Genomic DNA, 15,423 nt, shown 5'->3' on the forward strand with positions numbered 1-15,423 from the left:
TTATATTATTAGGTTGATTTCGCAAATCTCACGGAGGCTCAATCAAGAACAACCTGTCGCCAGAAGATTTCGACCTCGAAAACAGCTTTGCACAGCTGTGCGTTGAGCTATCGAAATGCGCCATTTGATATTCATTTTGCGGCATTGCGGTTATTTTGCTTGTTTATTGGGCGCTTTCGGCGTCCCTGAACCGGGCTATTCAAGGCCTTGCGACGCCAGAATGCGTTTCGCCAGTTTCAGATGCGGCAGGTCGAGCATGCGCCCGTCGATCTGGACAACGCCGATATCGGGCGAGACGGCAAAGGCGGCCACAACTTTTTCCGCCCAGGCGATTTCCGCCGCATCCGGCGTGAAGGCGTGGTTGATCGCTTCGACCTGGCTCGGATGGATCGCCATCATGGCCGAGAAACCGTCGCGCCGCGCGCGGGCCGCGTAGGCCGTGAGGCCGTCGAGATCACGGAAATCGGGGTAGACGGTTTCGATGGCAGGAATGGCGGCGGCGTGAGCGCCAAAGAGAATGAGGGAACGGGCGAGCTCGTAGGGCGCGGTATACCGTCCATCGACCTCGCGGGCGGTTGCGGCACCGATCGCGGCAGGCAGATCTTCCGCGCCCCAGGTCAGTCCGCAAAGATGAGACGCGACATCCCGGTAGCTGCCGATCTCGAAGATGGCCGCCGGCGTTTCAGTCGCGATCGGCAGGATGGGAACGGAGGATGAGAGGCGGCTTGCGAGCTGGCGCACGGATGCCGAACCTTCCGACTTCGGCAGCATGATCGCTAAGGGATTAAGATCGCTGAGTGCAGCAAGATCGTCCTCGAAGGAGGGCGAGGCGAGAGGATTGATCCGGATGACAAGAGCCGTATCGGCCGCGCGGCGCATGGTGAAATCGTGCACGGCATCCCGCGCCTTCGGCTTGTTCTGTATGGAAACGGAATCTTCCAGATCGAGGATGACAGCATCGGCACCCGAGGCGACCGCTTTGTCGAAGCGCTCCGGCCGATCGCCGGGCACGAAGAGCAGTGACCGCAGCCTCATGACGGTTTCACCTGCAGCATGGCAGTGCGCAGGCACTGGCAGACGATCTCGTTCTTCTGGTTCAGCGTGATATGTTTGAACGTGATGATCCCGGCATCGGGCCGGGAGTTGCAGCGGCGCAGTTCCATCACCTCAGTTTCCACCCGCAGCGTATCGCCGATGAAGACCGGTTTCGGCATCGTCACCTTGTCATAGCCGAGATTGGCGACCAGCGTTCCAAGCGTCGTATCACCGACCGAGAGGCCGACAGTGAGCGCGAAGGTGAACGTGCCATTGACGACGATGCGGCCGAATTCCGTCCCCGCCGCATAATCGGCATCGAGATGCAGCGGCTGCGGGTTATGAGAGAGCGTCGTGAAGAGCAGGTTGTCGGTTTCCGTGACCGTGCGGCGGATCTCGTGAACAATGCGGTCGCCGACCGTCCACTCGTCAAAATAACGGCCGGCCATCACTCCTCTCCCTTCAAGATGCTGGCGACTAGCTGGTTTTCCGAAACTCTTACACCTGCGGAGACAGGTAATTTGCCGACGATGCCATCGAAGGGCGCGCGCAGCGTATGTTCCATCTTCATTGCTTCCACCGTCAGTAGCCGATCGCCCTTGGCGACATGGTCGCCTTCCGCAACATCGACCGAAATGACAAGGCCCGGCATGGGCGAGAGGATCGCGCCATCGCCAGCGCCCTGGTGCGCCTCAACTTCACTTGCGGCAGGCAGGCCGATCGGCCAGGCATTACCGGCATCGAAAAGGACCATGGTTTCGCCGAACCTGATGGCATTGGTTTCAAGGCTGGGCCGGACACGGCCCCAATAGAGATGATCGCCAACGCGGACGCGCGTGCGGCTGTCGCTTGTGCCGGATATGCGCAGGCCGGAAAGCGCGGACCAGGGATCGGTCTCGCCCTTTACTGCCAGCGCCGTAGCGGCCTTGTCGATCGTCACCGTGTCAGGCTCTTTTGGAAGCAGGGTCTCGCCGTGACGATCGAGGAAACCGGTATCGACCTTTGCTGCGCGGAAATCCGCATCGGCGGCGGCGCGGGCCAGAAGTCCGGCATTGGATTTGACGGGCCAGACTTCGATATTTTCGCAGGCTTTGGCGAGTTTGGAGAGGGCGATTTCACGGTTCGAACCGTGAGCGATGATCTTGGCGATCATCGGATCGTAGAAGGCGGTAATCTCGTTGCCTTCCTCGACGCCGCTATCGACCCGGACGTATTCCGGCAAATGCAAATGATCGAGCCGGCCGATCGAGGGCAGATAGCCGGAGGCAGGGTTTTCGGCATAGAGGCGAGCCTCGAAGGCCCAGCCCTTCATCGTGATGTCGTCTTGTCGCTTCGGCAGCGGCTCACCTGCGGCGACCTTCAATTGCCATAATACCAGGTCTTCGCCGGTAATGGCCTCAGTGACAGGATGTTCAACCTGCAACCGGGTGTTCATCTCCATGAACCAGATACGGTCAGGACGCAGGCCCTGCGAGGCATCGGCAATGAATTCGATAGTGCCGGCCCCGACGTAATTCACGGCTTTTGCCGCCTTGACCGCTGCTTCGCAGATTGCCGTACGGGTGGCGGCATCGAGGCCGGGGGCAGGCGCTTCCTCGATCACCTTCTGGTGTCGGCGCTGCAGGGAGCAGTCGCGCTCGAAGAGGTGGACGCAATTGCCGAAGCGGTCGGCGAAGACCTGTACCTCGATATGGCGTGGATTGGTGATGTAGCGCTCGATCAGCACGCGTTCGTCGCCGAAGGAGGATGCTGCCTCGCGGCGGCAGGAGGCAAGCAGTTCAGTAAAGTCTTCTCGACGGTCGACCCGGCGCATGCCTTTGCCGCCGCCACCGGCGACGGCCTTGACGAGTACGGGATAACCTGTCGCATCCGCCTCGGCAGCGAGCCGTTCGTCGCTCTGATCCTCTCCCATATAGCCCGGCGTGACCGGCACGCCGGCTGCCTGCATCAGTTGCTTGGCGGCATCCTTGAGCCCCATGGCGCGGATTGCGGCAGGTGGTGCACCAACCCAGATGATGCCGGCATTCTCGACCGCTTCCGCAAAATCGGCATTCTCCGAGAGGAAGCCGTAACCGGGGTGAATTGCGGCAGCCCCGGTCCTGTGGGCAGCCTCCAGAATGCGCTCCTGCGAAAGATAGCTTTCGCGCGCCGGGGGCGGGCCGATGGCGACCGCCTCATCTGCTTCCCTCACGAAGGGTAGGCCGGCATCGGCTTCGGAATAGACGGCGATGGTTCGAATGCCGAGGGCTTTCGCCGTGCGGATGATGCGGCGGGCGATCTCGCCCCTATTGGCAATGAGCAGGCTTTCCATCATTGCACGACCTCACATCCGGAAGAGACCGAAGCGCGGCCCTTTCGGGATCGGCGCATTCAGGCAGGCGAAAAGGGCAAGGCCCAGCACATCGCGCGTCTGGCGCGGGTCGATGATGCCGTCGTCCCACAGGCGGGCGGTGGCGTAATAGGGATTGCCCTCCGCCTCATAACCAGCCCGGATCGGCACTTTGAAGGCCTCCTCTTCTGCCGCGGGCCAGCTTTCGCCGCGTGCCTCCATCGCGTCACGGCGGATGGTCGCGAGCACTGAGGCGGCCTGTTCGCCGCCCATGACGCTGATGCGGCTGTTCGGCCAGGTGAAGAGGAAGCGCGGCCGATAGGCGCGGCCGCACATGCCGTAATTGCCGGCGCCGAAACTGCCGCCAATGATGACGGTGACTTTCGGCACGATCGCAGTCGCAACCGCAGTGACCAGCTTCGCCCCGTCCTTGGCGATGCCGCCGGCCTCATAACGGCCGCCGACCATGAAGCCGGAGATGTTTTGCAGGAACAGCAGCGGGACGCGGCGCTGGCAGGCGAGCTCGATGAAATGCGCCCCCTTCAGCGCACTCTCGGAAAAGAGCACGCCATTATTGGCGATGATGGCGACCGGCATGCCCCAGATGCGGGCAAAGCCGCAGACCAGCGTCGTGCCGTAGAGCGGCTTGAACTCATGCAGTTCCGAACCGTCGATGATACGGCCGATGACTTCGCGCACATCATAGGGCGAACGAACGTCCTCGGGGATGATGCCACCAAGATCTTGCGGATCGAGTTTCGGCGGGCGCGGGGCCTGAATGTCGATATCGACCGATTTTACGCTGTTGAGGCTGGCGACGATATCGCGGACGAGAAGCAGCGCATGCTCGTCGTTTTCGGCGACGTGATCGACGACACCGGAGCGGCGGCCATGGGTCTCGGCGCCGCCGAGTTCTTCGGCCGAAATGATCTCGCCGGTTGCAGCCTTCACCAATGGCGGGCCGGCAAGGAAGATCGTGCCCTGATTGCGCACGATGACCGTCTCGTCGGACATGGCAGGCACATAGGCGCCGCCGGCCGTGCAGCTTCCCATGACGCAGGCGATCTGCGGAATGCCTTCAGCCGACATCTGCGCCTGATTGTAGAAGATCGCTCCGAAATGATCGCGGTCGGGAAAGACCTCGGCCTGATGTGGAAGATTGGCACCGCCGCTATCAACTAGATAGATGCAAGGCAGCCGGTTCTGCATGGCGATTTCCTGCGCCCGCAGGTGCTTTTTCGCCGTGAGGGGAAAATAAGCGCCGCCTTTGACCGTGGCGTCATTGGCAACGATCATCACCTCGCGGCCGCAAACGCGGCCGATGCCTGTGATGATGCCGGCCCCCGGCGCCTCGTCGCTATACATGCCGTTCGCCGCCAGTGTGCCGATTTCCAGAAACGGGCTACCGGCATCGAGCAGCAGCTGAATGCGGTCGCGCGGCAGGAGCTTTCCCTTGCCGGTGTGGCGCTCACGCGCCGTCTGCGAACCACCCTCCCGGGTTTTCGCCGAACGCTCATAGAGTTCGTCGATCAGGCTTCCGTTCTTGCTTGCATTGGCCTTGAAGGTTTCGCTGTCGCGATCGATGGCAGAGGAAATCACCGTCATGATGCGATGAGCTCCCGGCCGATCAGGTAGCGGCGGATCTCGTTGGTGCCGGCGCCGATGTCGTAGAGCTTGGCATCACGCAGGAAACGCTCGACCGGCCATTCCCTAGTATATCCCGCGCCGCCAAGCGCCTGGATCGCCTCCAGAGACACTTTCACGGCATTCTCGCTGGCAAAGAGAATGGCGGCTGCCGCATCCGAGCGCGTCGTGCGGCCGGCGTCGCAGGCCCGCGCCACGGAATAGACATAGGCACGCGCCGAATTCAGGGCGACATACATGTCGGCGATCTTGCCTTGCATCAGCTGGAAGTCGCCGATCGCCTTGCCGAACTGTTTGCGCTCCCGCACATAGGGCAGCACCACGTCGAGACAGGCCTGCATGATGCCGAGCGGGCCGGCGGCAAGCACTGCGCGCTCATAGTCGAGGCCCGACATCAGGATTTTCACGCCCTGGCCTTCCCGGCCCATCAGCGCTTCGGCCGGCACCTCGCAATCTTGAAAAACCAGCTCGGCCGTGTCGCTGCCGCGCATGCCGAGCTTGGAGAGCTTCTTCGAAACACTGAAGCCGGGCGTTGCCTTCTCGATGATGAAGGCTGAAATACCTTTCGGACCGGCCGTTGGATCAGTCTTGGCATAGACGACGAGCACATCGGCATGCGGCGCATTGGTGATCCAGAATTTCGTTCCGTTGAGAATGTAGCGGTCGCCCTTGCGCTCGGCCTTGAGCCGCATGGAAACAACATCCGAACCGGAGCCGGCTTCGGACATGGCAAGCGAGCCGACATGCTCGCCGGAAATCAGCCTTGGCAGATAGCGTTGCTTCTGCTCTGGTGTCGCCCAGCGTCGGATCTGGTTGACGCAGAGATTGGAATGGGCGCCATAGCTTAAGCCCACGGAGGCCGACGCGCGCGAGACCTCCTCCATGGCGACGACATGTTCGAGATAGCCGAGACCTGCGCCACCGAACTCCTCCTCGACGGTAATGCCGTGCAGGCCAAGCGCCCCCATCTGCGGCCAGAGCTGGCGTGGGAATGTGTTGCTTTCGTCGATCTCCGCGGCCAGCGGAGCAATGGTGTCGGCGGCAAATCGCGCCGTCGCTTCGCGGATCGCGTCCGCGGTTTCGCCGAGCGAAAAATCAAACATGGCACTCCTCCCGCTAAAATATGTAGCGCGGGTTGCGCCCGGTTCAAAGCTCCCTTGATCGAAGCCTATTCCCAACCGGCTGATTTTGTCTCCTCGCGCCGAAAAGCCTCGGGGCTCTTGCCCATCCATTTCCGGAACGCGCGGAAGAAGGCGCTGGGTTCGGAATAGCCAAGCTGCACGGCGATCTCGCCGATGGTCTTCGACGTGTTCATCAGCATGTCGACGGCGAGATCACGGCGGATATCGTCCTTGATGCCGGCATAGCTCTGGCCCTCGTCATGCAGGCGGTGCCGCAGCGTCGAGGACGGCATGCGCATGTCGGCAGCGAGTAGTTGGAAGCTCGTCCAGGCGGCGGGCGAGGCCTGTGAGAGGCGGCGGCGGACAGCGGCAGCGATGCCGGCATCGTAACGGTAACGCACGAGAATATTGGCTGGAGCGCCCCGCAGGAATTGCTTCAAGGCCTGTTCGCTGCGCGAAATCGGCAGATCGAGCAGAGAGCTGTCGAAGCCGAGCCGACTTATCGGTTGCGAGAAGCGCACCGGCGCGCCAAAGAAGAGCCGGTAATCAGCGCCCTGGCTTGGTTCCGGGCAACGGAAATCGACGAGGCGGATCGGGATGCGACGTCCGACCAGCCAGCAGATAATGCCATGCAGGATGATCCAATAGGTGCGATAGGCAAAGGCCGAACGCGGCTCGCCGGCGTCCCGAAGTTCGATCTGCGCGAGCCCGTCACTGATGACGAGCGTACCGCGCGGATCGTCCAGAACGACATCGAGGAAGCGCAAGGCCCGCCGCAAGGCGTGGCCGAGAGTCGGTGCATGCAGCACACAATGGCAGAGCAGCGTGAAGCTGCCGCTGCGCATCGGCCGGGCGCCCATGCCGAAGAATTCGTCGTCGAGTTCTGCGGCAATTGCCAGCCACAATGCGCCATAGGTCTCGGCCGACACCGGCTGATCGATTGCCGGCGGGAGCCCGAGCTTGGCCAGAAGAGGCGCCACCGGTTTGCCGAGCCGGCGCAGGCTGTCGAGAGCTTCCTCGACAAACCCCGATGCGATCATACGTCGCTCGATTTCGGCCATAGCCGCTCCATCATGACATATTAAAAATGGCAAAACTGGCCGAAATAATGGAGCAGTTGCGTCATCGCTTGCAATAGGCCGAAGGAATAGAATCCGGTTTCGGCGGGCTCTGGAGGAGATGTCTGCCTGGCAGGGAGGAACGATCCGTGCAGATCAGCGGCGCAAGTTTCATCGTCACCGGCGGCGGCTCCGGCCTCGGAGCAGCAACAGCACGCATGCTTATCGAAGCCGGCGGACGCGTGACGATCGCCGATCTCAACGTGGATGCAGGCGAGGCCGTCGCGCGCGAGCTCGGGCAGGATGTACACTTCGTTCGGGCTGACGTGACCGATGATCAAGATGGTGGTGCAGCAATCGCCGCTGCAATGGATGCCTTCGGTACGCTTCGCGGGCTCATCAATTGTGCCGGTGTGGCGCCCGCCGAAAAGGTGATCGGCCGTGATGGCCCGCATCGGCTGGAAAGTTTTGCCCGCACCATTACCATCAATCTCATCGGCACCTTCAATATGATCCGGCTTGCTGCCGCTGCCATCCAGAATGCTGAGCCGGATGCGGAAGGTGAGCGTGGTGTGATCATTAATACGGCTTCGGCGGCTGCTTTCGACGGGCAGATCGGTCAGGCCGCCTATGCTGCCTCCAAGGGCGGTGTCGCGGCAATGACGTTGCCGATCGCTCGCGAGCTTGCGCGTCATGGCATTCGTACCGTGTCGATTGCGCCCGGCATTTTCGAAACACCGATGATGGCAGGCATGCCGGCGGAGGTGCGGGAAGCGCTTGGAAAGAGCGTGCCTTTCCCGCCACGCCTCGGGCATCCGGCGGAGTTTGCCGCGCTGGTGCGCCATATCCTGGAAAACAGCATGCTGAACGGCGAGGTCATCCGCCTCGACGGGGCATTGCGCATGGGTGCGCGCTGAGCGTCTGGCCCGAAGGAGGACAAATGGCCTTGCAGGATCCCATCGTCATCGTAGGAGCGGCTCGTACACCGATCGGCAGTTTCCAGGGCGAACTTAAAGATGCCTCGGCCCCTGAGCTTGGCGCGATGGCAATCCGTGCAGCACTTCAGCGCAGCGGCGTTGCGGCCGATGCAGTCGAGGAAGTGGTCTTCGGTTGTGTATTGCCGGCCGGTCAGGGACAGGCGCCGGCCCGCCAAGCTGCGATCCATGCCGGACTGCCTTTTGCGACCGGCGCCAGCACCGTCAACAAGATGTGTGGTTCCGGCATGAAGGCGGTCATGATCGCTCATGATCTGATTGCTGCCGGCAGCGCTTCACTGGCGATCGCAGGCGGCATGGAAAGCATGACCAATGCGCCCTATCTCCTTGATCGTGCCCGTGCGGGTTACAGGCTCGGCCATGGGCGGGTCGTGGATCATATGTTCCTCGACGGGCTGGAGGATGCTTATGACAAGGGGCGCTTGATGGGCAGCTTCGCGGAGGATTGCGCCGAAGCCTATCAGTTTACGCGCGAGGCGCAGGACGCCTATGCGGTGACCTCGCTGACGCGGGCGCAGAAGGCGATTGCCGAAGGCTATTTTGACAGAGAAATCGTGCCCGTGACGGTGAAATCCGGCAAGGGCGAGCCGGTGGCAAGCCGTGACGAACAGCCGGGCAAGGCGAGGCCTGACAAGATCCCGACCCTGAAGCCGGCTTTCCGCGACGGCGGTACGGTCACGGCCGCCAATTCCAGTTCGATCTCTGATGGAGCAGCCGCGCTCGTGCTGATGCGTCGTTCGGAGGCGGATCGTCGCGGGCTGAAGCCGCTCGCCACCATTCTCGGTCACGCCACGCATTCGCAGGAACCTAGTCTCTTCGCCACCGCGCCGATCGGCGCCCTGCAGAAACTCTCTGACCGCACCGGCCTGCCGCTTTCCGAGGTTGATATCTTTGAGATCAACGAGGCATTCGCCGTCGTTGCCATGGCGGCGATGCGCGACCTCGACCTGCCGCATGACAAGGTCAATGTGCATGGCGGCGCCTGTGCGCTCGGCCATCCGATCGGGGCTTCCGGCGCCCGTATTCTGGTGACGTTATTGGCAGCGCTGGAGCGTTATGACGTGAAGCGGGGTATGGCAGCACTTTGCATCGGCGGTGGCGAGGCGACCGCTGTTGCAATCGAGCGGCATTAGGGAAGGGGGAGGGCAGATGATCCTTTCCGAACTTCAGCAGCAAATCTGCGATCTGGCTCGTGATTTCGCTCGGGAACGTCTGGCGCCCGGAGCGGCAAAACGCGACCGGGAATCTCTCTTCCCTCGCGAAGAACTGAAGGAAATGGGTGAACTCGGGCTTCTCGGCATGCTGGTACCCGAGGCTTATGGTGGATCGGATACTGGTCTCATTGCCTATGCCGCGGCCCTCGAGGAGATAGCAGCCGGCGACGGTCCCTGCTCCACCATCATGAGCGTGCACAGTTCGGTCGGCTGCGTGCCCATCCTGAAATTCGGCAATGAGGAGCAGCGCCAACGTTTCCTGCCGAAGCTTGCCAGCGGCGAATGGATCGGCGGTTTTGCGCTGACCGAGCCACAGGCGGGCTCCGATGCCTCGAACCTCAGGACGCGGGCGCGGCGCGACGGCGATCACTATGTGCTCGACGGCGCCAAGCAGTTCATCACTTCGGGCAAGAACGGACAGGTTATCATCGTCTTTGCCGTCACCGATCCCGATGCCGGCAAGAAGGGCATCACTGCCTTCATCGTGCCGACCAATACGCCAGGTTACGAGGTGATACGGGTCGAGGAGAAGCTTGGCCTGCATTCCTCCGATACCTGCCAGATCGCCTTCAATGGCATGCGTATTCCAGCCGAGCTTCGGCTCGGCGAGGAAGGGGAAGGCTACCGGATCGCACTTGCCAATCTTGAGGGCGGGCGGATCGGTATTGCTGCGCAGGCCGTCGGCATGGCGAAGGCTGCGTTCGAGGCGGCACGCGATTATGCCCGCGAGCGCAGCGCCTTTGGCAAACCGATTGCCGAACATCAGGCTGTCGCCTTTCGGCTTGCCGATATGGCAACGCGCATCGAGGCGGCCCGGCAACTCGTCTTCCATGCTGCCTGGCTCCGGGAGGCCGGATTGCCATGTCTGTCGGAGGCTTCGATGGCCAAGCTCTTTGCCTCCGAAATGGCCGAACGTGTCTGCTCCGATGCGATCCAGATCCATGGTGGCTATGGCTACATGGCCGACTATCCGGTGGAGCGCATCTATCGCGACGTACGTATCTGCCAGATCTACGAGGGAACAAGCGACGTGCAGCGCATGGTGATTGCCCGCAACTTATAAGAACGAGGCCTGCTTCTGGAGGAGAGAGGCGGAGCCGATAAAAGGAGGAAAGAGACTACATGGAGGAATCTGCTCGTTTGAGCCTGCATGTCCCCGAACCTGCCGTCCGTCCGGGCGGCCAACCCGATTTTTCCAACGTCAAGATTGCAAAGGCCGGGGCCGTGCCTCGACCGGAGGTCGATGTTGCATCCGAGGATATCCGCGACCTCGCCTTTTCGATCATCCGTGTGCTCAATCGCGATGGGGAGGCCGTTGGTCCCTGGGCAGGGTCGCTGAGCGACGAGGAGTTGCTGACTGGGCTTCGCAACATGATGAAGCTTCGCGCCTTCGATGCCCGCATGCTGATGGCGCAGCGGCAGGGCAAGACCTCCTTCTACATGCAGCATCTCGGCGAGGAGGCCGTCAGCTGCGGCTTCCGCAAGGCGCTGCGGAAGGGCGACATGAACTTCCCGACCTACCGGCAGGCTGGCCTGCTCATTGCCGACGACTATCCGATGGTCGAGATGATGAACCAGATCTATTCGAACGAGAGCGATCCGCTGCACGGCCGGCAATTGCCCATCATGTACTCGTCCAAGGAACACGGCTTCTTCACGATCTCGGGCAATCTCGCCACGCAATATGTGCAGGCGGTTGGCTGGGCCATGGCTTCGGCGATCAAGAATGACAGCCGCATAGCCGCCGGCTGGATCGGCGACGGCTCGACGGCGGAATCGGACTTCCATTCGGCGCTGGTCTTTGCCTCCACCTACAAGGCACCGGTCATCCTCAACATCGTCAACAATCAGTGGGCGATCTCCACCTTCCAGGGCATTGCCCGCGGCGGCTCCGGCACCTTTGCCGCCCGGGGCCTCGGTTTCGGCATTCCGGCGCTGCGCGTCGATGGCAACGACTATCTCGCTGTTCACGCTGTCGCCCGCTGGGCGGCGGAGCGGGCACGCCGCAATCTCGGCCCGACGCTGATCGAATATGTCACCTATCGCGTCGGAGCCCACTCGACATCGGATGATCCAAGCGCCTACCGGCCGAAGACGGAATCCGAAGCCTGGCCGCTCGGCGATCCTGTCCTGCGGCTGAAGAAGCACCTGATCGTCAGAGGCGTTTGGTCGGATGCGCGCCATACCCAGGCCGAAGCGGAGATCATGGACGAGGTGATCGAGGCGCAACGCCAAGCCGAGGCGCACGGTACGCTGCATGATGGCGGCAAACCTTCGGTGCGCGATATATTCGAGGGCGTCTATGCCGAGATGCCGCCGCACATTCGTCGTCAGCGGCAGAAGGCGGGGTACTGATATGGCCCGGATGACGATGATTGAGGCCGTGCGCAGCGCCATGGACGTCTCGATGGCGCGCGACGACAATGTCGTGGTCTTCGGTGAGGATGTCGGCTATTTCGGCGGCGTCTTCCGCTGCACGCAGGGCCTGCAGGCAAAATACGGCAAGACGCGCTGTTTCGACACGCCGATCAGCGAATCCGGTATCGTCGGCACGGCAATCGGCATGGCTGCCTATGGGCTGAAGCCCTGCGTCGAGATCCAGTTCGCCGACTACATGTATCCGGCTTACGATCAACTGACGCAGGAGGCGGCGCGTATCCGCTATCGTTCCAACGGCGATTTCACTTGCCCGATCGTCGTGCGCATGCCGACCGGCGGCGGCATCTTCGGCGGCCAGACGCACAGCCAGAGCCCGGAAGCGCTTTTCACCCATGTCTGCGGCCTGAAAGTGGTCGTGCCCTCCAATCCTCACGACGCCAAGGGCCTGCTGATATCAGCCATCGAGGATCCCGATCCCGTCATGTTCCTGGAGCCGAAGCGCCTCTATAACGGACCCTTCGACGGTCACCACGAAAGACCGGTGACACCATGGTCGAAGCATGATCTCGGCGAAGTGCCGGAGGGGCACTATACGATCCCGATCGGCAAGGCCGAGGTGCGGCGCACGGGCTCGGCCGTGACTGTCGTCGCCTACGGCACAATGGTGCATGTGGCGCTTGCCGCCGCCGAGGATGCCGGCATCGACGCCGAGGTGATCGATCTCAGAAGCCTCCTGCCGCTTGATCTCGATACGATCGTCAAATCCGTCGCCAAGACCGGGCGCTGCGTCGTCATCCACGAAGCCACGCTGACCTCTGGTTTCGGGGCCGAGGTCGTGTCGCTGGTGCAGGAACATTGCTTCTATCAGCTCGAAGCCCCGGTCGTGCGCGTCGCCGGCTGGGACACGCCCTATCCGCATGCGCAGGAGTGGGATTATTTCCCTGGACCCGGCCGCGTCGGGCGGGCACTCGCCGAAGTCATGGAGGCCTGAGCCATGGGCGAATTCACCATCAAGATGCCCGATGTCGGCGAAGGCGTCGCCGAGGCCGAGCTCGTGGAATGGCATGTGAAGACGGGCGATCCGGTGCGTGAGGACATGGTGATCGCCGCGGTCATGACAGACAAGGCCACCGTCGAGATCCCATCGCCTGTCAGCGGCACGGTGACCTGGCTTGCCGGAGAGATCGGTGACCGCATCGCCGTCAAGGCGCCGCTCGTGCGCATCGAGACATCGGAGGAGATCGGCGCAACGAAGCTTGAAGCACCCTCGCAGCCGCTGCTTGCCGAGCCGGTGAAAGTGGAGGCGCTGAAACCCGCTCCGAAGCCGCCCGCACCCGCAACCCCATCCCCATCCTCACCTGCAGAAAAGCCGCTTGCCGCGCCATCCGTACGGCTCTTTGCGCGCGAGAGCGGCGTGGACCTGAGGCAAGTGCAAGGCACCGGGCCGGCCGGCCGTATCCTTCGCGAGGATGTCGAGCAGTTCCTCAACCAGGGTGCAGCGCCCGTTTCGGTGCGAGCCGGTTTGGCGAAGAAGACGGCGACCGAGGAGATCAAGCTGACCGGCCTTCGCCGCCGTATCGCAGAGAAGATGGCGCTCTCGACGTCGCGCATTCCCCACATCACCTATGTGGAGGAGGTGGATATGAGCGCGCTGGAGGAACTGCGCGCAACCATGAATACCGATCGCAAGGCCGATCATCCCAAGTTGACGGTGTTGCCCTTCCTGATGCGGGCTTTGGTCAAAGCGATCTCCGAGCAGCCCGATGTCAACGCCACCTTTGACGACGATGCCGGCATCATCACGCGCTCTAGCGCGGTGCATATCGGCATCGCAACGCAGACCCCGGCGGGTCTGACCGTGCCTGTCGTGCGTCACGCCGAGGCGCGCGGCATCTTCGACTGCGCTATCGAAATGAACCGGTTGGCGGGCGCGGCTCGATCAGGCACGGCGACGCGCGACGAACTGTCGGGATCGACCATCACCATCAGCTCGCTCGGCGCGCTTGGCGGTATCGTCTCAACGCCGGTCATCAATCATCCGGAAGTGGCGATCATCGGCGTCAACAAGATTGCCACACGGCCGGTCTGGGACGGCACACAATTCGTGCCCCGCAAGATGATGAACCTCTCCTCCAGCTTCGATCACCGCATCATCGACGGCTGGGATGCGGCGAACTTCGTGCAGCGTATTCGCACGCTGCTCGAAACGCCGGCGCTCATTTTCATCGAAGGCTGAGCCATGAAAGAGATTGTCTGCAAGCTCCTCGTCATCGGTGCTGGCCCCGGTGGTTATGTCTGCGCCATCCGTGCCGGCCAGCTCGGCATCGATACCGTCATCGTCGAGGCCGGCAAGCCCGGCGGCACCTGCCTGACGGTCGGCTGCATTCCCTCCAAGGCACTCATTCATGCAGCAGCGGAATTCGATGCTGCGCAAAGCATGCTGGCGGGCAAGAACCCGATGGGTATCCGTGTTGAAGGCGTCTCCATCGACCTCGCACGAACAGTCGCCTGGAAGGATGGCATTGTCGGCCGGCTGACCAGCGGTGTCTCCGGCCTCATGCAGAGAGCACGGGTCAAGATCGTGCACGGTCGCGCGCACTTCCGGGACGGCAAGACCGTGGAGGTGGAGACGGAGACCGGCCAGCAGATCATCCGCGCCGAGACCGTGGTGATTGCGACAGGCTCCGATCCGGTGGAACTCCCGAACCTGCCTTTTGGCGGCCGCGTCATCTCCTCGGCCGAGGCTCTGTCGTTGGGAGAGGTGCCGAAAAATCTCGTCGTCGTCGGCGGCGGCTATATCGGACTGGAGCTCGGGACAGCCTTTGCGAAGATGGGATCTCAGGTAACGGTGGTCGAGGCCACGCAGCAGGTGCTGCCGTTATATGACGCGGACTTGGTGCGGCCTGTCATGCGCAAATTGACCGAGCGGGGCATTCGCGTGCTGACCGGTGCCAAGGCAATCGGCCTGTCCGATACCGGCGAAGGACTTGTCATAGAAACGCCCGACGGTCGGCAGCAGGCACTTGCCGCGGACCGCATTCTCGTGACGGTCGGCCGCCGTCCGAGAACGGCGGGTTCGGGCCTTGAAGAGCTCGACCTCGATCGCGCCGGCCCCTATCTCAGGATCGATGATCGTTGCCGCACCTCCATGCGCGGCATCTATGCCATCGGCGATGTCACCGGCGAGCCGATGCTGGCGCATCGGGCCATGGCCCAAGGGGAGATGGTCGCGGAAATCGTTGCGGGCAGGAAACGCGCCTGGGACAAGCGCTGCATCCCGGCGATTTGTTTCACAGATCCGGAGATCGTCAGCGCCGGCCTGTCACCGGCGGAGGCGCGCGCCCAGGGCTATGATATCAGGACCGGCCAGTTTCCCTTCAGCGCCAATGGGCGGGCGATGACGATGCTTTCGGAAGAGGGGTTCGTGCGGGTGGTGGCAAGGGCAGATACCAATCTCGTGCTCGGCCTGCAGGCGGTGGGCGCTGGTGTCTCGGAACTTTCGGCCGCCTTTGCGCTCGCCATCGAAATGGGCGCCCGGCTGGAAGATATCGCCGGCACGATCCATGCTCATCCAACCCGCAGCGAGGCGGTCATGGAAGCCGCACTCAAAGCCTTGGGGAACGCGCTGCATATGTGAGCTTGAGTGCA

General features: G+C 62.4%; 12 protein-coding genes and 1 pseudogene. 7 read left to right on the forward strand and 6 right to left on the reverse strand.

The genetic code is table 11. The features are described 5' to 3' along the window. Positions 1–195 precede the first annotated feature (195 nt). The 6 genes and pseudogenes from KQ933_RS24220 to KQ933_RS24245 all read right to left on the reverse strand — a co-directional run bounded on the left by KQ933_RS24220 (position 196) and on the right by KQ933_RS24245 (position 7,255). Complete coding sequence (locus KQ933_RS24220) at positions 196–1,035, reverse strand: CoA ester lyase (RefSeq protein ID WP_216760362.1); 840 nt, start codon at positions 1,033–1,035, stop codon at positions 196–198. Continuing rightward, a complete protein-coding gene (locus KQ933_RS24225) occupies positions 1,032–1,484 on the reverse strand; it encodes a MaoC family dehydratase (RefSeq protein WP_216760363.1) in 453 nt (150 codons plus the stop codon). Before KQ933_RS24225 ends, KQ933_RS24220 begins: the two co-directional genes overlap by 4 nt. Then, positions 1,484–3,349 (reverse strand): biotin carboxylase N-terminal domain-containing protein, encoded by a 1,866-nt coding sequence (locus KQ933_RS24230; protein WP_216760364.1) that lies wholly within the window; start codon positions 3,347–3,349, stop codon positions 1,484–1,486. The genes KQ933_RS24225 and KQ933_RS24230 overlap by 1 nt, the downstream gene beginning before the upstream one ends. A gap of 9 nt (positions 3,350–3,358) precedes the next feature. Further along, positions 3,359–4,969 carry a carboxyl transferase domain-containing protein gene (locus tag KQ933_RS24235; RefSeq protein ID WP_216760365.1) on the reverse strand — a complete coding sequence of 537 codons (1,611 nt, stop codon included), beginning with the start codon at positions 4,967–4,969 and terminating at the stop codon, positions 3,359–3,361. Then, complete coding sequence (locus KQ933_RS24240) at positions 4,966–6,111, reverse strand: isovaleryl-CoA dehydrogenase (RefSeq protein WP_216760366.1); 1,146 nt, start codon at positions 6,109–6,111, stop codon at positions 4,966–4,968. Before KQ933_RS24240 ends, KQ933_RS24235 begins: the two co-directional genes overlap by 4 nt. A gap of 65 nt (positions 6,112–6,176) precedes the next feature. Further along, positions 6,177–7,255: pseudogene (locus KQ933_RS24245) on the reverse strand (AraC family transcriptional regulator). An 81-nt stretch (positions 7,256–7,336) separates the two neighbouring features. Between KQ933_RS24245 and KQ933_RS24250 the strand changes: the two are divergent. Genes KQ933_RS24250 through lpdA form a run of 7 tightly spaced genes read left to right on the forward strand, consistent with a single transcriptional unit; the run spans position 7,337 to position 15,412 of the window. Beyond that, positions 7,337–8,104: a 3-hydroxyacyl-CoA dehydrogenase gene (locus KQ933_RS24250; protein WP_216760368.1), complete on the forward strand. Its 768-nt coding sequence runs from the start codon at positions 7,337–7,339 to the stop codon at positions 8,102–8,104. Positions 8,105–8,127: 23 nt separating this feature from the next. Then, a complete protein-coding gene (locus KQ933_RS24255) occupies positions 8,128–9,315 on the forward strand; it encodes an acetyl-CoA C-acyltransferase (RefSeq protein WP_216760369.1) in 1,188 nt (395 codons plus the stop codon). A gap of 16 nt (positions 9,316–9,331) precedes the next feature. After that, entirely contained in the window at positions 9,332–10,459 is a 1,128-nt protein-coding gene (locus KQ933_RS24260) for an acyl-CoA dehydrogenase family protein (RefSeq protein ID WP_216760370.1), read from the forward strand. A 59-nt stretch (positions 10,460–10,518) separates the two neighbouring features. Beyond that, positions 10,519–11,751, forward strand: a complete 1,233-nt coding sequence (locus tag KQ933_RS24265) for a 3-methyl-2-oxobutanoate dehydrogenase (2-methylpropanoyl-transferring) subunit alpha (protein WP_216760371.1) — start codon at positions 10,519–10,521, stop codon at positions 11,749–11,751. A 1-nt stretch (position 11,752) separates the two neighbouring features. Continuing rightward, a complete protein-coding gene (locus KQ933_RS24270; protein WP_216760372.1) occupies positions 11,753–12,766 on the forward strand; it encodes an alpha-ketoacid dehydrogenase subunit beta in 1,014 nt (337 codons plus the stop codon). Positions 12,767–12,769: 3 nt separating this feature from the next. Further along, positions 12,770–14,011: a dihydrolipoamide acetyltransferase family protein gene (locus KQ933_RS24275; protein WP_216760373.1), complete on the forward strand. Its 1,242-nt coding sequence runs from the start codon at positions 12,770–12,772 to the stop codon at positions 14,009–14,011. A gap of 3 nt (positions 14,012–14,014) precedes the next feature. Beyond that, positions 14,015–15,412 (forward strand): dihydrolipoyl dehydrogenase, encoded by a 1,398-nt coding sequence (gene lpdA / locus KQ933_RS24280; protein WP_216760374.1) that lies wholly within the window; start codon positions 14,015–14,017, stop codon positions 15,410–15,412. Positions 15,413–15,423 lie beyond the last annotated feature (11 nt).

It is taken from the genome of Rhizobium sp. WYJ-E13 (assembly GCF_018987265.1).
Taxonomy (GTDB): domain Bacteria; phylum Pseudomonadota; class Alphaproteobacteria; order Rhizobiales; family Rhizobiaceae; genus Rhizobium.

Bases quoted from the DNA above. Each gene is read 5' to 3' on its own strand.
- KQ933_RS24235 (WP_216760365.1), bottom strand. From the start codon at position 4,969: ATGACGGTGATTTCCTCTGCCATCGATCGCGACAGCGAAACCTTCAAG.
- lpdA (WP_216760374.1), top strand. From the start codon at position 14,015: ATGAAAGAGATTGTCTGCAAGCTCCTCGTCATCGGTGCTGGCCCCGGT.
- KQ933_RS24260 (WP_216760370.1), top strand. From the start codon at position 9,332: ATGATCCTTTCCGAACTTCAGCAGCAAATCTGCGATCTGGCTCGTGAT.
- KQ933_RS24265 (WP_216760371.1), top strand. From the start codon at position 10,519: ATGGAGGAATCTGCTCGTTTGAGCCTGCATGTCCCCGAACCTGCCGTC.
- KQ933_RS24270 (WP_216760372.1), top strand. From the start codon at position 11,753: ATGGCCCGGATGACGATGATTGAGGCCGTGCGCAGCGCCATGGACGTC.
- KQ933_RS24225 (WP_216760363.1), bottom strand. From the start codon at position 1,484: ATGGCCGGCCGTTATTTTGACGAGTGGACGGTCGGCGACCGCATTGTT.
- KQ933_RS24275 (WP_216760373.1), top strand. From the start codon at position 12,770: ATGGGCGAATTCACCATCAAGATGCCCGATGTCGGCGAAGGCGTCGCC.
- KQ933_RS24220 (WP_216760362.1), bottom strand. From the start codon at position 1,035: ATGAGGCTGCGGTCACTGCTCTTCGTGCCCGGCGATCGGCCGGAGCGC.
- KQ933_RS24255 (WP_216760369.1), top strand. From the start codon at position 8,128: ATGGCCTTGCAGGATCCCATCGTCATCGTAGGAGCGGCTCGTACACCG.
- KQ933_RS24230 (WP_216760364.1), bottom strand. From the start codon at position 3,349: ATGATGGAAAGCCTGCTCATTGCCAATAGGGGCGAGATCGCCCGCCGC.
- KQ933_RS24240 (WP_216760366.1), bottom strand. From the start codon at position 6,111: ATGTTTGATTTTTCGCTCGGCGAAACCGCGGACGCGATCCGCGAAGCG.